This window comes from Paracoccus sp. TRP (assembly GCF_000185925.1).
Classification (GTDB): domain Bacteria; phylum Pseudomonadota; class Alphaproteobacteria; order Rhodobacterales; family Rhodobacteraceae; genus Paracoccus; species Paracoccus kondratievae.
Window position 1 is genome coordinate 1 of sequence record NZ_AEPN01000001.1, and the last position, 18,837, is coordinate 18,837.

17 protein-coding genes are annotated in these 18,837 nt (G+C 63.9%); 14 read left to right on the forward strand and 3 right to left on the reverse strand.

What is annotated here, in order from left to right:
- The 4 genes from fliP to PARACOCCUSGL_RS0100020 all read left to right on the forward strand — a co-directional run.
- A partial coding sequence (gene fliP, locus PARACOCCUSGL_RS0100005) for a flagellar type III secretion system pore protein FliP (RefSeq protein ID WP_010391782.1) occupies positions 1-652 on the forward strand: 652 nt, incomplete at its 5' end.
- A gap of 165 nt (positions 653-817) precedes the next feature.
- On the forward strand, positions 818-1,882 hold the full coding sequence (locus tag PARACOCCUSGL_RS0100010) for an efflux RND transporter periplasmic adaptor subunit (protein WP_010391783.1): 1,065 nt from the start codon (positions 818-820) through the stop codon (positions 1,880-1,882).
- Complete coding sequence (locus PARACOCCUSGL_RS0100015; RefSeq protein WP_010391784.1) at positions 1,879-2,985, forward strand: efflux RND transporter periplasmic adaptor subunit; 1,107 nt, start codon at positions 1,879-1,881, stop codon at positions 2,983-2,985. The genes PARACOCCUSGL_RS0100010 and PARACOCCUSGL_RS0100015 overlap by 4 nt, the downstream gene beginning before the upstream one ends.
- Positions 2,982-6,077: an efflux RND transporter permease subunit gene (locus tag PARACOCCUSGL_RS0100020; RefSeq protein ID WP_010391785.1), complete on the forward strand. Its 3,096-nt coding sequence runs from the start codon at positions 2,982-2,984 to the stop codon at positions 6,075-6,077. Before PARACOCCUSGL_RS0100015 ends, PARACOCCUSGL_RS0100020 begins: the two co-directional genes overlap by 4 nt.
- Before the next feature lie 69 nt (positions 6,078-6,146).
- On the opposite strand, the gene recQ is transcribed toward PARACOCCUSGL_RS0100020, so the two are convergent.
- Together recQ and PARACOCCUSGL_RS0100030 are read right to left on the reverse strand one after the other, a co-directional pair.
- Positions 6,147-8,183 (reverse strand): DNA helicase RecQ, encoded by a 2,037-nt coding sequence (gene recQ / locus PARACOCCUSGL_RS0100025; protein ID WP_010391787.1) that lies wholly within the window; start codon positions 8,181-8,183, stop codon positions 6,147-6,149.
- A 3-nt stretch (positions 8,184-8,186) separates the two neighbouring features.
- Complete coding sequence (locus tag PARACOCCUSGL_RS0100030; protein ID WP_010391789.1) at positions 8,187-8,480, reverse strand: YggT family protein; 294 nt, start codon at positions 8,478-8,480, stop codon at positions 8,187-8,189.
- Positions 8,481-8,621: 141 nt separating this feature from the next.
- On the opposite strand from PARACOCCUSGL_RS0100030, the gene PARACOCCUSGL_RS0100035 reads away from it, so the two are divergent.
- The 6 genes from PARACOCCUSGL_RS0100035 to PARACOCCUSGL_RS0100060 all read left to right on the forward strand — a co-directional run bounded on the left by PARACOCCUSGL_RS0100035 (position 8,622) and on the right by PARACOCCUSGL_RS0100060 (position 14,268).
- Positions 8,622-9,194 carry an acyl-CoA thioesterase gene (locus PARACOCCUSGL_RS0100035; RefSeq protein ID WP_010391790.1) on the forward strand — a complete coding sequence of 191 codons (573 nt, stop codon included), beginning with the start codon at positions 8,622-8,624 and terminating at the stop codon, positions 9,192-9,194.
- Between the two features lie 64 nt (positions 9,195-9,258).
- Positions 9,259-10,617, forward strand: a complete 1,359-nt coding sequence (locus tag PARACOCCUSGL_RS0100040) for an MFS transporter (protein WP_010391791.1) — start codon at positions 9,259-9,261, stop codon at positions 10,615-10,617.
- Positions 10,614-11,486 (forward strand): penicillin-insensitive murein endopeptidase, encoded by an 873-nt coding sequence (gene mepA / locus PARACOCCUSGL_RS0100045; RefSeq protein WP_010391793.1) that lies wholly within the window; start codon positions 10,614-10,616, stop codon positions 11,484-11,486. Before PARACOCCUSGL_RS0100040 ends, mepA begins: the two co-directional genes overlap by 4 nt.
- Positions 11,459-12,424: an esterase-like activity of phytase family protein gene (locus PARACOCCUSGL_RS0100050; RefSeq protein ID WP_010391795.1), complete on the forward strand. Its 966-nt coding sequence runs from the start codon at positions 11,459-11,461 to the stop codon at positions 12,422-12,424. The genes mepA and PARACOCCUSGL_RS0100050 overlap by 28 nt, the downstream gene beginning before the upstream one ends.
- Positions 12,421-13,554, forward strand: coding sequence for a serine hydrolase (locus PARACOCCUSGL_RS0100055; protein WP_010391797.1), 1,134 nt, complete (start codon positions 12,421-12,423; stop codon positions 13,552-13,554). Before PARACOCCUSGL_RS0100050 ends, PARACOCCUSGL_RS0100055 begins: the two co-directional genes overlap by 4 nt.
- Before the next feature lie 99 nt (positions 13,555-13,653).
- Positions 13,654-14,268, forward strand: a complete 615-nt coding sequence (locus tag PARACOCCUSGL_RS0100060) for a VUT family protein (protein WP_010391800.1) — start codon at positions 13,654-13,656, stop codon at positions 14,266-14,268.
- Between the two features lie 339 nt (positions 14,269-14,607).
- Here PARACOCCUSGL_RS0100060 and PARACOCCUSGL_RS0100065 read toward each other — a convergent pair whose 3' ends face one another.
- A complete protein-coding gene (locus PARACOCCUSGL_RS0100065) occupies positions 14,608-15,789 on the reverse strand; it encodes an acetyl-CoA C-acyltransferase family protein (RefSeq protein ID WP_010391802.1) in 1,182 nt (393 codons plus the stop codon).
- A 106-nt stretch (positions 15,790-15,895) separates the two neighbouring features.
- Between PARACOCCUSGL_RS0100065 and PARACOCCUSGL_RS0100070 the strand changes: the two genes are divergently transcribed.
- The 4 genes from PARACOCCUSGL_RS0100070 to modC all read left to right on the forward strand — a co-directional run bounded on the left by PARACOCCUSGL_RS0100070 (position 15,896) and on the right by modC (position 18,790).
- Positions 15,896-16,252 (forward strand): winged helix-turn-helix domain-containing protein, encoded by a 357-nt coding sequence (locus PARACOCCUSGL_RS0100070; protein WP_010391803.1) that lies wholly within the window; start codon positions 15,896-15,898, stop codon positions 16,250-16,252.
- Positions 16,253-16,317: 65 nt separating this feature from the next.
- Complete coding sequence (gene modA, locus PARACOCCUSGL_RS0100075) at positions 16,318-17,058, forward strand: molybdate ABC transporter substrate-binding protein (RefSeq protein WP_010391804.1); 741 nt, start codon at positions 16,318-16,320, stop codon at positions 17,056-17,058.
- The gene (gene modB / locus PARACOCCUSGL_RS0100080) at positions 17,055-17,747 is read left to right on the forward strand and encodes a molybdate ABC transporter permease subunit (RefSeq protein ID WP_010391805.1); all 693 of its coding nucleotides are present in this window, start codon (positions 17,055-17,057) and stop codon (positions 17,745-17,747) included. Before modA ends, modB begins: the two co-directional genes overlap by 4 nt.
- Positions 17,747-18,790 (forward strand): molybdenum ABC transporter ATP-binding protein, encoded by a 1,044-nt coding sequence (gene modC / locus PARACOCCUSGL_RS0100085; RefSeq protein WP_010391806.1) that lies wholly within the window; start codon positions 17,747-17,749, stop codon positions 18,788-18,790. The genes modB and modC overlap by 1 nt, the downstream gene beginning before the upstream one ends.
- Positions 18,791-18,837 lie beyond the last annotated feature (47 nt).

Below are 18,837 nucleotides of genomic sequence, written 5' to 3' on the forward strand. Positions count from 1 at the left end.
GGGTCACGTCTCGACGGAAATCAACACCGGTGGCGTCGGACGCCATGCGATCACCCTGCTGGCGGTGATGACGGCCCTATCTTTGGCACCTGGCATCGCCATCATGGTGACCTGCTTTCCGTTTATCGTGACGGTGCTGTCAATCCTGCGCCAGTCACTGGGGCTACAGCAATCTCCACCGAATATGCTGATCGTCAGCCTGGCGATGTTCCTGACCTGGTTTGTGATGAACCCGGTGCTGACCGAAGCATGGGAGGTCGCCGGCGCCCCATTACGCGACGGCCAGATCAACATCGAACAGGCGTTCGAACGCGGCATCATTCCGTTTCGCGGCTTTATGGAGCATCGGACCGACCCCGGAATGCTTGCAACGCTGGCAGAGGTTGCGCCTGACCCACAAGCTGCGCCAGATCGTCTGTCGGTCCTGATCCCCGCCTTCATGCTTAGCGAGATTCAGCGCGCCTTCGAGATTGGCTTCCTGATCGCCTTGCCTTTCCTCATTATCGATCTGGTGGTTTCGGCCGTGCTGATGTCGATGGGCATGATGATGGTGCCGCCGGTGGTTGTTGCGCTGCCCTTCAAGCTGGCGTTCTTTGTCGTCGTGAACGGCTGGGGCATGATCGCAGCCGCATTGGTGCGCAGCTATCAATAGGACCACTATGTGACGCAGCGATTATCGTCGGGAGAGCGCAATTCCGGATCAACCTAACCAATCAGGACTACGCTATGGCTGCTTCTCCGTAAGGTCATTTCATTCTGGGGCTTTTCACCACCTCAGGTTTTAGGCACCAATTCAGAAACTAGCGACGGGACAGTCATGCCGAACCGGGCCATACCGATCTTTGCGCTGCTGCTTCTCGCCGGGCCGGGCTGGGCCCAGGCGCCACTGCGGGTCGAATTCGTTCAGGTTGAACGAACCGAACTGACCTTTGACGCAGCCCTCACTGGCACCATCCACGCAAGCGACAGCGTCGATATTGGCTTCAGGCTGGGCGGGCGCGTGACCGAGGTGCTGGTGCATGAAGGCGACCATGTCATCAAGGGACAGGCGCTCGCGCGAACCGACCCCTTGCAACAGGAACAGGCACTGCGCGTCGCACAGGCGGCCGTAGCTTCTGCCGAGGCAACCGAGGCGCAGGCCCGCCAGGCGCTGGGAAGGGCCGAGGCGATGCTCAGCCGCGGGGTCGGCACACTTGCCGGACGTGATGCGGCCAGTCAGGCCCTGTCAGCAGCAAGCGGCGGGCTGGAGCAGGCCCGCGCCGCTCTTGGTCAGGCTAAACGCGCGCTTGAGGATACGGTGATATATGCCCCGGCCGATGCCATCGTGACCGCGCGACAGGCCGAACCGGGACAGATCGCCGGAACGGCCCAGCCGGTGATCTCACTGGCTTCCGAAACCGGCAGAGAGGCCGTATTTCAGGCACCTGATACCCCCTTGCTGCGCGATGCGATCGGCGCACCTGTCACCCTGTATGGCATCGACCTTCCTGACCTGCGCATGACGGCAAAGGTCAGCGAAATTGCTCCGCTGGTCGATCCGACCACCGGCTCGGTCACCGTGCGGGCCGAAATCGATGATGCACCGGCCAATGTCGCGCTGCTGGGCGCTGCGGTTCGGGGCGCAGTGCACTATCCGGCTGGCACCGGCATTGCCGTGCCCTGGACCGCTCTGACCGCTGCCGATGGCAGCCCCGCGGTATGGCTGGTGGGCGATGATAATCGGGTCTCTTTGACCCCGGTTCAGATCGAGCGTTTCGCTAATGGTATCATCATCCTCAGCGGCGGGGTCGAGCCGGGACAGACCGTGGTCGGTGCCGGCTCGCAAATCCTCTATCCCGGGCGAGAGGTCGCCGATGCATCTGTTACGGAGCAGTCGGAATGATGCCAAGAACCCTGATCCCGATGCTTTTGGCATTTGCCGTACTGGCCGGAGAAGTGGCCGCTTTTTCCCTGCCCTGGCAGAAAACGCAACTCCAGCCCGATACTGCGCCCCGCCCGGTGGCAAGCATTCTTGTCAGCGATGACGAAGGCTCCGGCCACTCGGTCCCCGGGGTCATCACCGCCCGGATCGAGGTGATGCTGGGCTTTCAGACGCTTGGCCGGGTGACGGCGCGCAATGTTGATATCGGCGATATTGTTAAGCAGGGGCAAGTGCTGGCCACGCTTGATCCTGACGACCTTCAGGGGGATGTCCGGGCCGCCGAAGCCGCCGCCGAAGCCGCCGAGGTCGAGTTGAGCACCGCCTTGGCCACAGCCGAGCGGACACGGGCGCTGGCGCAACGCAATGTCGCCACGGCCGCGCAGCTTGAACAGGCCGAGCGTGCACTTGCCACGGCCCAGGCGGCCCGGCAACAGACACGTTCAGAGCTGATCCGGGCTCGCGATGCCGAAGGGTTTACCGTGATGCGCGCGCCCTTCGACGGGGTGATCAGTGAGGTGTTCGCCAATGCCGGCGCAGTCGTCAGTGCGGGTGAACCTGTGGTGCGGCTTTCCACGCAGGACGGGATCGAGGCGATGATCGATCTGCCCGATGCCGTTCTTTCCGGGATCCGGACCGGCGATCCTTATGAGGTCTGGTCGGAACGCGAACCCGATCGCATCCTGACCGCCACGGTCGAGCAGATTGAGCCGGTCGCGGATGCTGTAACCCGGACCCGGCGCATCCATCTGGAGCTGCAAGAGGATGCGGATCTGCGGTTGGGCGCTTTGGTCCGCGCGCGTCCTGCCGGGGCGGGTGCCTCGCGACTTGTCCTGCCCGAAACGGCCATCCTGGAGCGGGACGGTGCCAGCCATGTCTGGGTCGTCACCCGTCAGAATAATACCGGGGAAGGCACCGTCTCGCTGCGCGCTATTAAGACCGTCGGCCCACCGCTTAACGGGTATGTCACCGTAGCCTCGGGTCTTTCCCCGGGCGAAGAGGTCGTGATCCGCGGCATCCGATCCCTTAGCGAAGGTCAGGCCGTAGGCCGCAGCGTGACACCATGACAGAACGTCGCTTCAACCTTTCCGACTGGGCCCTGCATCACCGTTCGCTGGTGTGGTTCCTGCTGATCATCTCGATGGTGGCAGGAACGCTGAGCTATCTGCGCCTTGGCCGCGAAGAGGACCCGAATTTCACCATCAAGGTCATGGTGATCAGCGCCTCTTTGCCCGGGGCGACTATTGAGGACACGCTTAATCAGGTCACGACGCGGATCGAGACCAAGCTTGAAGAGCTTGATGAACTGAAATTCACCCACTCGGTCACCATGCCCGGACAGTCGGTGATCTATCTTGAGCTTGACCCCACGATCCGAGGCCCCGAGGTCCCCGAGGTCTGGAAACGTGTTCGCAATATGATGTCGGATATCCGGCCTGATTTTCCAAAGGAATTTCAGGGCTTCCAGTTCAATGACGATTTCGGCGACGTTTTCGGCAATATCTACGCCTTTACCACAGACGGCTTTACCCAACGCGAACTGCGCGACCGGGTCGAGGATATCCGCAAACAGGTTCAGGCCCTGCCCATGGCCGGCAAGACAGCACTTTTGGGTGTGCGCAAGGAACAGATCTATCTGGAGTTTTCGTCGGCACGGCTGGCGGCCCTCGGGCTGAATCACAATCAGGTGGTCCAGACGCTGGCGGTGCAGAACGCAATCTCGCCCTCGGGTATCGTGCAGGCTGGACCGGAACAGGTGCTGGTGCGCATCGACGGGCAGTTCGACGATGCCGGATCGATCGCTGCGGTGAACCTGCGGGTCGGCGACCGTTTCTTTAACATCGGCGATGTCGCCACGGTCCAGCGCGGTTACGAGGACCCCCCGAGCGCGCTTTTCCGCTATAATGGCAAGCCGGCTATCGGCCTGCAGATCGGCATGCGCGACGGCGGCAATATTCTTGAATTCGGGCGGCAGGTCGACGGGCTGATGAACGAGGTCGCGCGCAACCTGCCCATCGGCATCGAGATGGCCAAGTTCGCCGACCAACCCCATGTCGTGGACGAGGCCGTCGGCCATTTCGTTCAGGCACTGGCCGAGGCGGTGGCAATCGTCCTGTTGGTCAGCTTTATCAGCCTTGGTCTGCGCGCGGGTTTCGTGGTGACGCTGACCATACCGCTGGTGCTGGCGATCACCTTTGTCATCCTGGACATCTACGGCATCACCTTGCAGCGTATCTCGCTGGGTGCGCTGATCATCGCACTGGGGCTTTTGGTGGATGATGCGATGATCGCCATCGAAACGATGATCTCGCGGCTTGAGGTGGGCGACAGCCTCGGCCGCGCCGCCAGCTATGCGTGGAGTTCGATCGCCTTTCCGATGCTGACCGGCACGCTGGTCACGGTGGCGGGCTTTATCCCTATCGGACTGAATAGCTCGGCAGCGGGCGAGTTCACCTTTTCGCTTTTCGTGGTGATCGCCGTTTCGCTGATCATCAGCTGGATCGTCGCGGTGTTGTTTGCGCCTTTGCTGGGCGTAACGATGCTACCCGCAACCATGGCCCATCATTCCGGACAGCCAAGCTGGCTTCGTCGTCAGTTTCATGCGCTGCTGATCCGGGGGATGCGCTATAAATGGCTGACCATCGCCATCACCTTTGGGGTCTTTATAGCCTCGGTCGTGGGGATGGGCTTTGTCGAACAGCAGTTTTTTCCGACCTCTGACCGGACTGAGATCATCGTCGACGTGACCGAACGTGCTAATGCCTCGATCGCGAAAACCGATGAGGACATGGCCAAAATCGAGGCGATGCTGTCTGATGAGTCAGACGCCCTGTTCTGGACGACCTATGTCGGTCGGGGCGCACCGCGTTTCGTTCTGTCGATGGATGTGCCGACGCCCGGTCCCTATATGGGCCAGATCGTGATCCAGACCCCGGATCTGGCGGCACGCGACCGGCTAAAGGCGCGGCTGGTCGAATTCGCGGGCCGCGAGCTGATCGGCACCGATGTTTATGTCAAAAACCTTGAGATCGGCCCGCCGGTCGGCAAGCCGGTGCAATACCGTGTCTCGTCCCCGGACCTCGATCAGGCCCGCGACGCAGCGCGCGAGCTGGCGGCGGTTCTGGCGACCGAACCGCGTCTGCGCGACATCACCCTTGACTGGAATGAGCCGGCGCGGGTGGTACGGCTGCGGGTCAATCAGGATCAGGCGCGCCGCCTTGGCCTGACCAATGAAGATATCGCGGGGGCGCTGTCGGGGACCTTTAACGGCCGCACGATCACCCAGCTGCGCGACGGAATCTTTCTGATCAACGTTACCGCACGTGGCGCGCTGGCGGATCGCGAGTCGCTGGAGTCGATCCAGAACCTCCAGCTTGCGACACCGACAGGGACGCCGATCCCGCTCGTTTCTCTGGCCAAACTGGAATATGCCACCGAACAGCCACTGGTCATGCAGCGTGACGGCCTGCCGACAGTGACGGTCAAGGCCGATATCGCCAGCAAAGACCAGCCCGCGACATTGGTCGAGGCGATGGCCGACAAAGTCGCGCACTTTCAGGCCAGCTTGCCCCCCGGCGTCAAAGTCGTGGTCGGCGGCACGGTCGAAACCTCGGCCGAAAGCCAGGAACCGATCGCAGCCGTGGTGCCAATCATGCTGCTGGTGATGGCGACCTTGGTCATGGTGCAGATGCAAAGCTTCCGGCTGTCGCTGATCGTGTTTGCCGCCGCTCCGCTGGGGTTGATCGGGGTGGTTGCAACCCTGTTGCCCTTTGGCGTGCCGATGGGCTTTGTTGCCATTCTGGGCATTCTGGCACTGATCGGCATTCTGATCCGCAACTCGGTCATCCTTGTCCATGAAATCCAGGAGCTGATTGCCAAGGGGCACGCCAAATGGGACGCGGTCTTTGAGGCCTCGGACAGCCGGGCCCGGCCAATTCTGCTGACAGCGGCGGCGGCCAGTCTGGCGCTGATCCCGATCTCGCGTCAGGTGTTCTGGGGGCCGATGGCCTTTGCCATGATGGGCGGTATCATCGCCGGGACGCTGGTGACGCTGATCTTTGTCCCGGCGCTTTACTGCGCGGTCTTTGGCGTCCGCCCGCCCAATGGTGACCCGATGCCCAGTGCCGGGGATCGTGCCCGAGCCGCCGCGCATAAATAGCGGCAGGAAGTCGCACAAGCGATCAGCAGGGCCGGGCTGAAAGGGAAAACCCCGTCGCAAGGCCGGTGATCAGCACTCGGGGTCGCCGGCGATCTCGGCGGCAAATGCAGCGCCGAAACGATCCAGCCGCGCCGGATCCAGATAGCGCGACAGGTCGCGCGGCCGGTCTTCGGCAATGCGGCGCAAGGCAGAATTTCCGACCGAAAGCGGCTTTTCCGTTCCGTCCTCACCCCGCATCAGCCGGACCTGCGCCTGGGCCAGCCGATCAAAAAGCTGGCCCGAGGGACGCCCGGCCAGCGCGCGGCGCGCGGGATGCATTGGCGGCACATCCTTGGCAATGACCTGCAAGAATTCCTCGCCATAGCTTTCCAGCTTTTTCGCGCCAACGCCGTTCACCCGCGCCATCTCATCCAGCGTGCCGGGGCGCAGGCGCGCCATTTCTTGCAGGGTGCGGTCGGGAAAGATGACATAGGCGGGGACACGCGCCGCCTCGGCCAGCGCCCGACGCTTGGCCTTGAGCGCCGAAAACAGCGGCTCATCCTCGGGGTCAACCTGGCTGCGCACCACGACTGCCGGGCGGGCGCGGGCCATAGTGTCGCGGCGAAGCGTGATACGCTCTTCTCCGCGCAGCACCGGATGAGCAGCAAGGGTGATGGCAAGGCCGCCATGGCGTTCAGAGTCGGGCCGGATCAGATCAAGACCCAGCATCTGACGGATCACCGCCTGCCATTGCGGCTTTGACAGGTCGCGCCCGACACCAAAGGTCGGCAAATGGTCATGGCCGCGGGCCTGCACCCGTTCGGTCATGGTCCCGGTCAGCACGTCGATGATATGACCCGAACCATAGGTCTGACCGGTGCGCAGAATGGCCGACAGCACTTTTTGCGCGGCCTCGGTCGCGTCGAAACATTCGGGCGGATCGTCGCAAATATCGCAATTACCGCAAGGCGCGACAGCCTTTTCGCCGAAATAGCGCAAAAGGGCGATGCGGCGGCAGCCCGTCGCCTCGGCCAGACCTAAAAGCGCATTCAGCCGCGCATGGTCGGCCGCCTTACGCTCGGGCGGGGCCAGACTTTCGTCGATCTGGCCGCGGCGCAGACGGATATCGTCGGGACCGTAAAGCGTCAGCGTTTCTGCGGGGGCGCCGTCACGGCCACCGCGGCCGATCTCTTGATAATAGGCCTCGATCGACTTCGGCAGATCGGCATGGGCAACCCAGCGGATATCCGGTTTGTCGATGCCCATGCCAAAGGCCACGGTGGCGACGACGATCAGCCCGTCCTCGCGCTGGAAACGCGCCTCGACCTCGCGGCGGGCATCGGCCTCCATCCCGCCGTGATAGGCGGTGGCGGCAAGCCCCGACTGGTTCAGCGCGGCAGCAAGTGTCTCGGTCTTGGCGCGGGTGCCGCAATAGATGATGCCGGACTGTCCCCGCCGCGCGGCGGCAAAATCAAGGATCTGGCGGCGCGGCCCGTCCTTGGGCTGAAAGGCCAGATGAATATTTGGCCGGTCAAAGCCGCGCAGAAAGGTCTGGGGCTGCGCACCGTCAAAGAGGCGCTGGACGATTTCGTCCCGGGTTTCTGCATCGGCAGTGGCGGTAAAGGCGGCCAAAGGCACCGAAAGCACGCGGCGCAGCTCGCCCACGCGCAGATAATCGGGGCGGAAATCATGGCCCCACTGGCTGACACAATGCGCCTCATCCACCGCGATGGCCTGTACACCTGCGCGGCGCAGCATCGGCACCGTCGCGCCCGAGGCCAGCCGTTCGGGCGCCATGTAAAGCAGCCGCAATTCACGCGCGGCCATGGCACGCAGAACCTCGGAATTCTCTTCGTCGGAATTGCCGCTGGTCAGCGCAGCAGCAGCAACCCCCGCCTCGGTCAGCGCGTGCACCTGGTCACGCATCAGCGCAATCAGGGGTGAGATCACTACCGTCAGCCCGTCGCGCATCAGCGCCGGAAGCTGATAGCACAGCGACTTGCCACCTCCGGTCGGCATGATGGCCAGTACATCGCGGCCCGAGGCCACGGCATTGACGATCTCTTCCTGCCCCGGCCGAAAGGAATCGAAGCCGAAGACCTGACGCAGCAGGGGCGCAGCCGACATGGCCTAGAACCCGTAGAACCAGCCAGCGTTGTTGGCGAGAGCGCGTTGCAGGATGATGATGGCGATAAAGACCACCAGTGGCGCAAGATCCAGCCCGCCCGTGTTCGGCAGGATCGCGCGCACCGGTCCATAGATCGGCTCAAGCAGGCGGTTGAGGCCGCTCCAGATCTGCCAGACCAGCGGCTGGCGCAGGTTCAGCACCTGAAAGTTGATAAGCCAGGACATGATGATGTGGACGATCATCACGAACCAGACGACGTCGAGTATCAGCATCAAGGCTTCGTAGAGCGTGCCCATTTCATCCCCTTCCGGCTGTTCCCCGGACAGGTAAGGCAGGCATCCGCGTTGCGCAAGGCGCAAGCATGGCCGCAGCGTTCCGGTTGACGCCCCCGGGCGGCACGGCTAGCCCCGGGCTGTCGCAAGGCAAGAAAGACGCCCATGTATCCCATCCTCCGCTTTGCCAAAGAGGCGCTGAAGTTCCGCAACAGCCCCCGCATCGGGGTGCTGGACCCGCATGTCTCGACCCATCGCTGCTGGCCCTGGGATCTGGACCCGTGGATCGAGCTGAACAACGGCCGCACCCTGACGCTTTACGATCTGGGCCGCATTCCGATGGCGATCCGTACCGGCATAATCGACACGATGCGCCGCAATGGCTGGGGGATCACCGTCGCCGGAAACTCGGTCCGTTATCGCCGCCGTATCCGGGCATTCGACCGCTTTACCATGGTTTCACGCACGATCGGCTGGGACGCGCGCTTTCTTTATATGGAACAGACGATGTGGCGGCAGGGCGAATGCTGCAACCACATGCTTTTGCGCGGCGCCATCACCTCGCCTCAGGGCATCGTGTCGCCGGCAAAGCTGATGGAGGCTGCGGGCCGCGACCCCGTCAGTCCCGAACTGCCGGATTGGGTACACGCCTGGATTGCGGCGGATGCGCAGCGGCCATGGCCCCCGATCCTGCCCCCGATCCCCGAGGCCGCGCGTAATCCGGACTTGCCAGCCTGAACCGGCTGGGGCCTTATGCGCCCGGGCGGCGCGGCACAGGCCACCCATGAGCAAGGGGGGCGGCATGGAGCGCAGACGCATCTGGGGCTGGTGGTTCTTTGACTGGGCCAGCCAGCCGTTTTCAACGCTGCTGATGACCTTCATTTTTCCGGTCTATTACGCCGAGATCGCCCGCCAGCATTACACAGCACAAGGCATGACCCCCGAGGCGGCGGGGGCGGCGGCGCAGTCGCTCTGGGGTTACGGGCTTGGCATCTGCGGCATCATCATCGCCGTTCTTGCACCAGTGCTTGGCGCCATCGCCGACAATACCGGACGGCGCCTGATCTGGGTGTGGATCTTTTCGGCATTCTATATGGCGGGTTCATGGAGCCTGTGGTTCCTGATGCCCGACCAGCCGCACCTGCATCTGGCGGTTCTGTCCTTTGGGATCGGCCTGATCGGGATGGAGTTCGCCACCATCTTTACCAACGCCCTGCTGCCGGGGCTGGCCCCGCATGACGATATCGGCCGCGTCTCGGGTTCAGGCTTTGCTTTCGGTTATCTTGGCGGCGTGATCTCTTTGGCTGTGGTGCTGCTTTTTCTGGCCGAGAACGCCCAGACCGGCCGCACCATGCTGGGGATCGCACCGGTGCTGGGCCTTGATCCGGCGCTGCGCGAGGGCACGCGGGCGGTCGGGCCGTTCACGGCGCTGTGGTACCTGGCCTTCATGATCCCCTTTGCCCTCTGGGTGCCCGAGACCCCGGGACCGCGCCGAAAGCTGCAGCTTGGCACCGCCATGACCGAGCTTTGGCGCCTGCTTGCCAGCCTGCGGTGGCGCAGGTCGCTGGCAGCATGGCTTGCCTCGTCCATGTTCTCACGCGATGCGCTGAATGCGCTTTACGCCTTTGGTGGCGTCTATGCCGGTACGGTGCTGGGCTGGCCGGTGTTTCTTGCCGGTGTCTTTGGCGTGGTCAGCGCGGTCTCGGCCGCGGTGATCAGCTGGATCGGAGGACGCGCGGACCGGCGCTGGGGTCCCAAGCCGGTGATCATCATCTGTACGCTGGTCCTGATCGGGGTCTGCATCCTCATCACTGGCATGAGCCGCCAGCAGATCATGGGCCTGCCCCTGCCCGAGGGCTCGCACCTGCCCGATGCGCTGTTTTTCCTTTGCGGGGCGCTGATCGGCGGCGCAGGCGGGGCGCTGCAATCGGCCAGCCGGACAATGATGGTGCGCCACACCACGCCCGAGCGTGCGACCGAGGCCTTTGGGCTGTACGCGCTGTCGGGCAAGGCGACGGCATTCCTGGCGCCGCTGCTGATCGCCACGGTGACCGATGTGACCGGAAACCAACGGCTGGGCATCTCTCCGCTCATCGTGATGTTCATTCTGGCGCTGGTTCTGCTAATCTGGGTCAAAGCAAAAGGAGAGGCCGCGCAGTGATCCGTAAATTCCTGACCGCCGCCGTGCTGGCGCTGACCGGGTTTGGCCTGGTCCAGCCCGCGGCAGCCGACCCGCTGGCCCGCAGTGTCTTTGGCGCCGCGCCCGGCCCGACCGGGGGCAAGCCCGTCTCGATTGGTTTCTATTCCAAGGGCTGTATCTCGGGCGCCGCGCAGCTGCCGGAAACCGGTCCGACATGGCAGGCGATGCGCCTGTCGCGCAACCGCCACTGGGGCCATCCCGAGCTGGTCAGCTTTCTGATTGGCCTGTCGCAAGCCGCCCGCCAGGCCGGCTGGCAGGGGCTTTACATCGGCGACATGGGACAGGCCCGTGGTGGACCAATGACCTCGGGCCATGCCAGCCACCAGTCCGGCCTTGACGCCGACATCTGGATGCTGCCGCCCCAAAGCCTGAAGCTGACCGTCGCGCAGCGCGAAAAGATTTCGTCCCAATCGGTGGTGAACAAGGCCGGGACCGCGCCCTCGGCACTGTGGAGTGGCAGCCATATGGCGATCATCCGCGCCGCTGCCCGCGATCCGCGCGTCGAACGTATCTTTGTCGATCCGGTCGCCAAGGTTGCAATGTGCCAGACCGAAACCGGGGACCGCAGCTATCTGCGCAAGATCCGTCCGTTGGGCGGGCATGATTACCACTTCCACGTGCGCCTGTCCTGCCCGGCAGGCTCGGTCTGTCAGCAGCAGGACCCGCCCCCGCCCGGCGACGGTTGCGCCGAGGCCGCTGAGTGGATCAAGGACCGCATCGACCCCAGCCGGGTCAAGCCGGTTCCGCCCGACCCCAATTATCGTCACCCCCGCAGCTACCGGCTTAGCGAAATGCCCCGTCAATGTCAGGTCGTCGCCACCGCCCGCTAAGGCGCGGTGGTCCGGCAGGCGGCGCGGCAGGGCGGCCCCGCCGCCTGCCGGGGCTTGCGCTGGCACTGTTGCTTTCTGCCTCTGCAGCCTGCGCCGCGGACCCGACACCTTCGGGAACGCCCAAGGTCGATTACGTCGCAACCTATGTCTGGCGGATGGAGGATGAGGATTTCGGCGGCTTCTCGGGCATCGAAATCAGCGCCGATGGCGGACGCTTCACCGCACTGTCCGACCGCGCCACCATCCGCTGGGGCAGCATAGAGCGTGACACTCAGGGCCGGATTCGCGGACTGGATCTGGCTGGTCGGGCACGTCTGCGTGACAGCAGCGGCAAGCCGCTGAAACCTGGCTGGCAGGGCGACAGCGAGGGGCTTGCCATCTCAGCTGACGGCACGATCTGGGTCAGCTTTGAAGGGCTGACGCGCGTTGCCCGCTATGACACCCCCGACAGCCCCGCCCAGCCCCTGCCCCGTCCGCCCGAGTTCAAGGAAATGCAGCGCAACTCGTCGCTTGAGGCGCTGGCGGTCCTGCCTGACGGAACCCTGCTGACCCTGCCCGAACGCTCTGGCGTGCTGACCCGGCCGTTTCCGGTCTGGCGCTGGAGGAATGGGAAATGGGACCAGCCCTTCTCGATCCCACGCACGGGCGACTGGCTGGCTGTCAGCGCAGATATCGGGCCCGACGGACGGTTCTATCTGCTGGAACGGGACTTCAAAGGTCTTCTTGGCTTTCGCTCGCGCGTGCGCCGCTTTGATCTTGGCGAAAACGCCATCTCGAACGAAAGGGTGCTGCTTGAGACCCGGCCGCTGCAATATGACAACCTTGAGGGTATCTCGGTCTGGCATGACGGACAGGGTATCCGTATCACCATGATTTCAGACGATAATTTCGGATGGCTGCAACGAACCGAGCTGGTCGAGTATCGGGTCACGGAATGAGCATTGCCGATTGCGTCACCGCCGTGGATCGCGCCATCGACAGCGCGCTGGCCGGGCGTCGCATCGTCGGCTGTGTCGTGCTGGTGGCCGAAGACGGGCGGCTGGCTCATGCCCGTGCAGCCGGGCTTGCCGACCGCGAAGCGGGCCAGCCGATGCAGCAATCGACCTGGCTGCGCTATGCCTCGATCTCGAAACCCTTCACCACCGTCGCGGCGCTGCGGCTGATGCAAGAGGGACGGCTTGCGCCCGATGATCCGGTGACGCGCTGGCTGCCGGGTTTTACCCCAGCGATGCCCGACGGGCGCCAGCCGCTGATCACTGTCGATCACCTGATGTCGCATCTGGCCGGGCTTGATTACGGCTTTAACCAGCCCAAGGACGGACCCTATGCACAGGCCGGGGTGTCGGACGGGATCTCTGACAGTGGAATCTCTATGGCCGAGAACCTGCGCCGTATCACCTCGGTCCCGCTCGACCGGCTGCCGGGCACGCGCTGGCGCTATTCGATCGCAACCGATGTGCTGGGTGCGGTGATCGAGGCGGCGGCCGACATGCCCCTGCCCGATGCCATGGCCCGGCTGGTTACCGAACCCCTGGGCGTCGAGGCCACTTTCCACGCCCCCGAGGCAGTTGAGCTGGCCGCAAACTACGCCGCTGCCCGGCCCGAACCAGTACGGATGCAGGGTCTGACCCGCATCCCCAATCCGCTGCAACCCGAACACAGCTATTCCTATCTGCCCGAGCGTATCCGCGATCCACAGGCATATCCTTCGGGCGGAGGCGGCATGGCCGGCACGGCTGAGGCTGCACTGACCTTGCTTGAAACCCTGCGCACGGGTTCGTTCCTTGGTCAGGATCTGCGGACCGAGGCGCATCGCAACCGTATCCACCAGCGCCACCCGCTGCGCGGACCGGGCTGGGGCCACGCCTGGGCTGGCGCTGTGATCACCGATGCAGCGGCAGCGGGGATCGGCCTGCCGCAAGGTTGCCTCAGCTGGGGTGGTATCTATGGCCACAACTGGATCATCGACCCTCTCAACCGCCGCTGCGTGATCGCGATGACGAATACCGCGCTTGAAGGTATGAACGGCGCCTTCGCAGTGGAAATCGCCGCCGCTGCCGCGCTATAATTCCTGCGACATCGTTGACACGATCCCCGCAGGGCCGTATCCGGCCTTGCCCCGGTCGGGGCCGAGTCTCCGCTACCTTGCCAAAACGGAAAAGCAGACATGCCCCGTATTCTTCCTGGCGTCATCGCCATGGCCGCCGTCGTGGTGGCCTCGAACATTCTGGTCCAGCACCTGCTGGGCGACTGGCTGACCTGGGGGGCGCTGACCTATCCCGTCGCCTTTCTTGTCACCGATATCATGAACCGGATCTATGGCCCCGCCGCTGCGCGTAAGGTGGTCTATGCCGGTTTCGTGACCGGAGTGCTGTGTTCGGTCGTGGCGGCCGGCATGGACAAGACCACGCTGCGCATCGCCGTCGCCTCGGGTGCGGCGTTCCTTTCAGCGCAGCTGATGGACATCTCGGTCTTCAACCAGTTGCGAAAATACAACTGGTGGCTCCCACCGCTTGCGGCCAGCGTCGCGGGTTCGATCCTGGATACGGCCGTCTTTTTCAGCATCGCTTTTGCCGATCAGATGGCCCCACTCTTTCCTGGCGACGATGTTTCCTGGGCAAATGAGCCCGTTGCATTGCTGGGTCACGGTCCGGTTCAGCCTCTTTGGGTGTCTCTGGCCATCGCCGATTGTGGCGTGAAACTGGCGCAGGCCGTGCTGGCGCTTGTCCCTTTCCGTATCGTTGTAGGAAATTTGATCCGCCGCCGCGCGCAAATTCATTGACTGTCAATGGTTCTGTGGCAGGCTGGATTCATACGGCAACTTATTGAAAGGAGGTGGTCCAGTGTCGAGAGTGATGTTGGAGAGAGGTGTCGGGACAGTCAGGGGAGCCGTGGCCTAAGGGCAGCCCCAAGGGTTGTAAACCCTGGCTGGGACGGTAGGCACCAACCCTAACCGGACCATCTCCGAAGAACTCGCGGGCCGTTCTTTTACAGAGCGGCCCGTTCAGTTTTTCTGCTATTTCTTCGCAGCCCGATTTCACGCGGCACCTGAACTTTGCCGCCTGGAAAAATCGCGATCCCGGCAGGAAAGCACCCCGGCCAAACCGGGGCGCCGGGCGGGTCAGATACGCTCGATCGCCAGCGCGATCCCCTGACCGCCGCCAATGCACATGGTGATCAGCCCCTTGCGGCCACCGGTGCGCATCAGCTCATACATGGTCTTGACGGTGATGATGGCACCGGTCGCGCCAACGGGATGGCCAAGGGCGATGGCGCCGCCGTTCGGGTTCACCCGCGCCGGATCAAGGCCCAGCTCTTTGTTCACCGCCAGTGCCTGGGCGGCAAAGGCCTCGTTCGACTCGATCACGTCGAAATCGGCTGCCTTCAGTCCGGTGCGCTGCAACAGCGCCTGAACCGCCGGAACCGGACCGATGCCCATGACCTCGGGACGCACACCGGCGACGGCATGGCCGATGACGCGAAACAGCGGCTTTGTCCCCGCCGCCTGCGCCGCATCGGCCCGCGCCAGTACCAGCGCCCCCGCTCCGTCATTGATGCCCGAAGCATTGCCCGCAGTGACGGTACCGTCCTTTTGGAACACCGGCTTCAACGCGGCGAGCTTGTCCAGATCTGTCGCTTTCGGATGCTCGTCGGTATCGAAACTGACCACGCCCTTGCGGGTCTTGATCTCGACCGGGACGATCTGTTCCTTAAAGCGGCCCTCCGCAATGGCGGCGGCGGCGCGTTTCTGGCTTTCCAGTGCGAATTCGTCCTGCGCCTGGCGCGAGATATCATGCTCGCGCGCGACGTTCTCGGCCGTGACGCCCATATGACCGGTACCCATCGGGCAGGTCAGTGCGCCAACCATCATGTCGAGCATCTTTACATCGCCCATCCGGGCGCCAAAGCGCGCCGAAGGCACGGCATAGGGCGCGCGGCTCATCGTCTCGGCCCCGCCAGCGACGGCGAAATCGGCATCCCCCAGCGTCAGTGCCTGCACAGCCGAAACGATCGCCTGCGCGCCCGAACCGCACAGCCGGTTCACGTTCATCGCCGGGGTGGTATGCGGCACGCCCGCCTCAAGCATTGCCACGCGGGACAGGTACATGTCGCGTGGTTCAGTGTTCAGCACATGGCCAAAAACCACGGTCCCGATACGTTCGGGGGCAATGCCTGCGCGCTCGATCGCGGCGCGGGTCACAGTCGCGGCCAGCTGGATCGGCGGCACATCCGCAAGGCTGCCTCCGAAAGTGCCGATGGCTGTGCGAGCCCCGGACAGGATGACGATATCGTTCTGGGCCATGATTCCCCCCCGATCATGCTGAAATCCAATTAGTCGTAGCCGCGCCGCAGTGACCGGGAAAGCCCCGGCCCCTTGCAACGTTACGGAATCCACGCAAGATACCTGCATGACCAGCGACCCACGGCTAAGCCTGCGCCTGCATTTCGACTCTGGCCTGACCTTCGGGCGCGGCAAGGCCGACCTGTTGCAAGGGATCGAGGAAGAGGGCTCGATCTCGGCCGCCGGGCGACGCATGGGGATGAGCTATCGCCGCGCCTGGTCTTTGGTCGAAGAGATGAACGCGCATTTCACCTCGCCACTGGTGGACAGCAGCCGCGGAGGCGCACGTGGAGGCGGCGCGCAGCTGACTGATCTGGGCCGGCAGGTGCTGGCCGATTACCGCGCGCTTGAGACACTTTTGCGCGAGCAGGGGGCCGAGCATCTGGCCCGTCTTCGCGCAGGGCAGCGATATGTTTCAACGTAAATAACGGTTGCCAGGCTTGTCGCGGTCTGGTTATGTCCAATCAGACATAACGAATGGACCCTCTCATGCGCTTGTCCCTGATTGCTGCCGCCTTACTGGCCTTGGCCCCCGCCGCGCGGGCCGATGAAGTCACTATTTTCGCTGCGGCCAGTCTTAAGGATGCGCTGGATGCGATCGCTGCCGAATGGCAGAAAACCCATGGCGATACGCTGGTGATTTCCTATGCAGGCAGTTCGCAGCTGGCAAAACAGATCCAGCAGGGGGCACCGGCTGATCTGTTCATCTCGGCCTCGACGGCATGGATGGATGCGGTGCAAAAGTCGGACGATATCGACCCCGGCACACGCCGCGACCTCTTGGGCAACACGCTGGTGCTGGTCGGGACCGGCAAGCCGGCCAGCGCGGATATCGCTGATCTGCCCGTGCTATTGGGTGATGGCAAACTGGCCATGGCGCTGGTCGATTCCGTACCCGCCGGACAATATGGCAAAGAGGCGCTGACCACTCTTGGCCTGTGGGAAAAGGTCGAGGGGCAGGTCGCCCAGGCCGACAACGTTCGCGCCGCGCTAAAGCTCGTTTCGACCGCAGAGGCCCCCTTGGGCATCGTCTATGGCAGCGATGCGGTGGCCGAGCCGGGTGTCGGCGTGATCGCGACCTTCCCTCAGGACAGTCACGCGCCGATCACCTATCCGGCGGCCGTGACCCGCGCCGCCGATACGCCGCAAGCAGCCGCCTTTCTTGACAGCCTGACGCAAGAGCCGGCAAGGTCCATCCTTGAATCACAAGGATTTACCGTCGCGCCATGATCCCAACCGACTGGCTTGGCCCTCAGGAATGGCAGGCCGTGCGCCTGTCCCTGCGGGTGGCCGGGGTGGCAACGCTTGTCAGCCTGCCCTTTGCCATCGGGGTGGCGTGGCTGCTGGCACGACGGCGCTTTCCCGGGCACGGGCTGCTCAGCGGTATCGTCCACCTGCCGCTGATCCTGCCGCCGGTCGTCACCGGCTATCTGCTGCTCGTCACATTTGGGACCCAAGGGCCGGTCGGAAGTATGCTCAAACCGCTGGGCATCGTCTTTGCCTTCCGTTGGACAGGCGCGGCGCTCGCCTGCGGGATCATGGGCTTTCCGCTGATGGTGCGCGCGATCCGGCTGGGGTTCGAGGCGGTCGACCCCAGGCTGGAACAGGCCGCAGCCACCCTTGGCGCGCCCCGGCCATGGATATTCCTGACCGTGACGCTGCCACTGATCCTGCCCGCGATCCTTGCCGGGGCAACCCTGGGCTTTGCCAAGGCGATGGGAGAGTTCGGCGCAACCATCACCTTTGTCTCGAACATTCCCGGCCAGACCCAGACCCTGCCTTCGGCGATCTATGCGCTGTTACAGACACCGTCGGGCGAAAGCGCGGCGTTGCGACTGGTCGCGGTTTCGGTGGTGATCGCCATGGGAGCGGTGCTGGTCTCGGAGTGGCTGGCACGGCGGATGAAGGGACGAGGCTGATGCTTGAGGTTGCCTTTCGTCACCGCTTTCCCGGGCTGGCACTGGATGTCGCATTCGAGGCACCTTCGGGGGTAACGGCGTTGTTCGGTCCCTCGGGCTGCGGCAAAAGCACGGCGATCAATGCCATTGCCGGGCTTTTGCGACCTGATCAGGGACGGATCGCGCTGGATGGCAGGGTGTTGTTTGCCGACCGCACCAACCTTACCCCACAGGCGCGCCGCATCGGCTGTGTTTTTCAGGATGCCCGGCTGTTTCCTCACATGACGGTCGAGGCCAACCTGCGTTACCCCTCGCGCTGGCGGCGCGGCGCGGCGCGGGACTTTGATCGCATCATCGGAATGCTGGCGCTTGAACCTTTGCTACAGCGCCGCCCCGACACTTTATCAGGGGGCGAACGTCAGCGTGCTGCCATCGGCCGCGCGCTTTTGTCGGACCCGGCGCTGCTGGTGATGGACGAGCCTTTGGCGGCGCTTGATGAGGCCCGCAAGGCCGAGATTATGCCCTGGCTTGAACGGCTGCGGGACGAGATCCGGCTACCGATCCTATATGTCAGCCATTCCGTGGCCGAGGTCCTGCGACTGGCGACAACGGTGGTTCTGATGCGTCAGGGGCGGGTGCTGCATTCCGGCCCGCTGACCCGCATCCTTGCCGATCCCGAACTTGCGCCCCAGCTTGGCGCGCGCGAGGCAGGGGCCCTGATCAGCGCCACGGTCGAAGGGCGCGAGGCCGACGGCATGATCCGGGTCGCTACCGCTGGCGGGCCAATGCTGTTGCCCGATCTGGACCTGCCCCGGGGCCAGGCGCTGCGGCTGCGAATCCTCGCCCATGAGGTCATCCTTGCCCGTGAGGCACCGCAGGGGCTTTCGGCGCTGAACGTCCTGCCGGTTACTGTGGCGCGGGTCGATGGCGGGCTGATCCAGCTCTCTTTTGGCAATGAGCGGATGCTTGCGCAAGTCACGCCACGCTCGGTCAAAGCGCTGGAATTGCTGCCCGGAACCCAGTGTCACGCCATCGTAAAATCGGTCTCGGTCCTGCCCAGTTAAACCGGGTCGAGCCATTGTCATTTGCGCCCGGCCGGGGAATTTGCTTA

Coding starts and splice junctions, on each gene's coding strand:
- modA (WP_010391804.1), top strand. CDS start 16,318: ATGCGCTTGTCCCTGATTGCTGCCGCCTTACTGGCCTTGGCCCCCGCC.
- PARACOCCUSGL_RS0100010 (WP_010391783.1), top strand. CDS start 818: ATGCCGAACCGGGCCATACCGATCTTTGCGCTGCTGCTTCTCGCCGGG.
- PARACOCCUSGL_RS0100070 (WP_010391803.1), top strand. CDS start 15,896: ATGACCAGCGACCCACGGCTAAGCCTGCGCCTGCATTTCGACTCTGGC.
- PARACOCCUSGL_RS0100040 (WP_010391791.1), top strand. CDS start 9,259: ATGGAGCGCAGACGCATCTGGGGCTGGTGGTTCTTTGACTGGGCCAGC.
- PARACOCCUSGL_RS0100060 (WP_010391800.1), top strand. CDS start 13,654: ATGCCCCGTATTCTTCCTGGCGTCATCGCCATGGCCGCCGTCGTGGTG.
- PARACOCCUSGL_RS0100035 (WP_010391790.1), top strand. CDS start 8,622: ATGTATCCCATCCTCCGCTTTGCCAAAGAGGCGCTGAAGTTCCGCAAC.
- modB (WP_010391805.1), top strand. CDS start 17,055: ATGATCCCAACCGACTGGCTTGGCCCTCAGGAATGGCAGGCCGTGCGC.
- PARACOCCUSGL_RS0100055 (WP_010391797.1), top strand. CDS start 12,421: ATGAGCATTGCCGATTGCGTCACCGCCGTGGATCGCGCCATCGACAGC.
- PARACOCCUSGL_RS0100050 (WP_010391795.1), top strand. CDS start 11,459: ATGTCAGGTCGTCGCCACCGCCCGCTAAGGCGCGGTGGTCCGGCAGGC.
- PARACOCCUSGL_RS0100015 (WP_010391784.1), top strand. CDS start 1,879: ATGATGCCAAGAACCCTGATCCCGATGCTTTTGGCATTTGCCGTACTG.
- recQ (WP_010391787.1), bottom strand. CDS start 8,183: ATGTCGGCTGCGCCCCTGCTGCGTCAGGTCTTCGGCTTCGATTCCTTT.
- PARACOCCUSGL_RS0100065 (WP_010391802.1), bottom strand. CDS start 15,789: ATGGCCCAGAACGATATCGTCATCCTGTCCGGGGCTCGCACAGCCATC.
- PARACOCCUSGL_RS0100020 (WP_010391785.1), top strand. CDS start 2,982: ATGACAGAACGTCGCTTCAACCTTTCCGACTGGGCCCTGCATCACCGT.
- modC (WP_010391806.1), top strand. CDS start 17,747: ATGCTTGAGGTTGCCTTTCGTCACCGCTTTCCCGGGCTGGCACTGGAT.
- PARACOCCUSGL_RS0100030 (WP_010391789.1), bottom strand. CDS start 8,480: ATGGGCACGCTCTACGAAGCCTTGATGCTGATACTCGACGTCGTCTGG.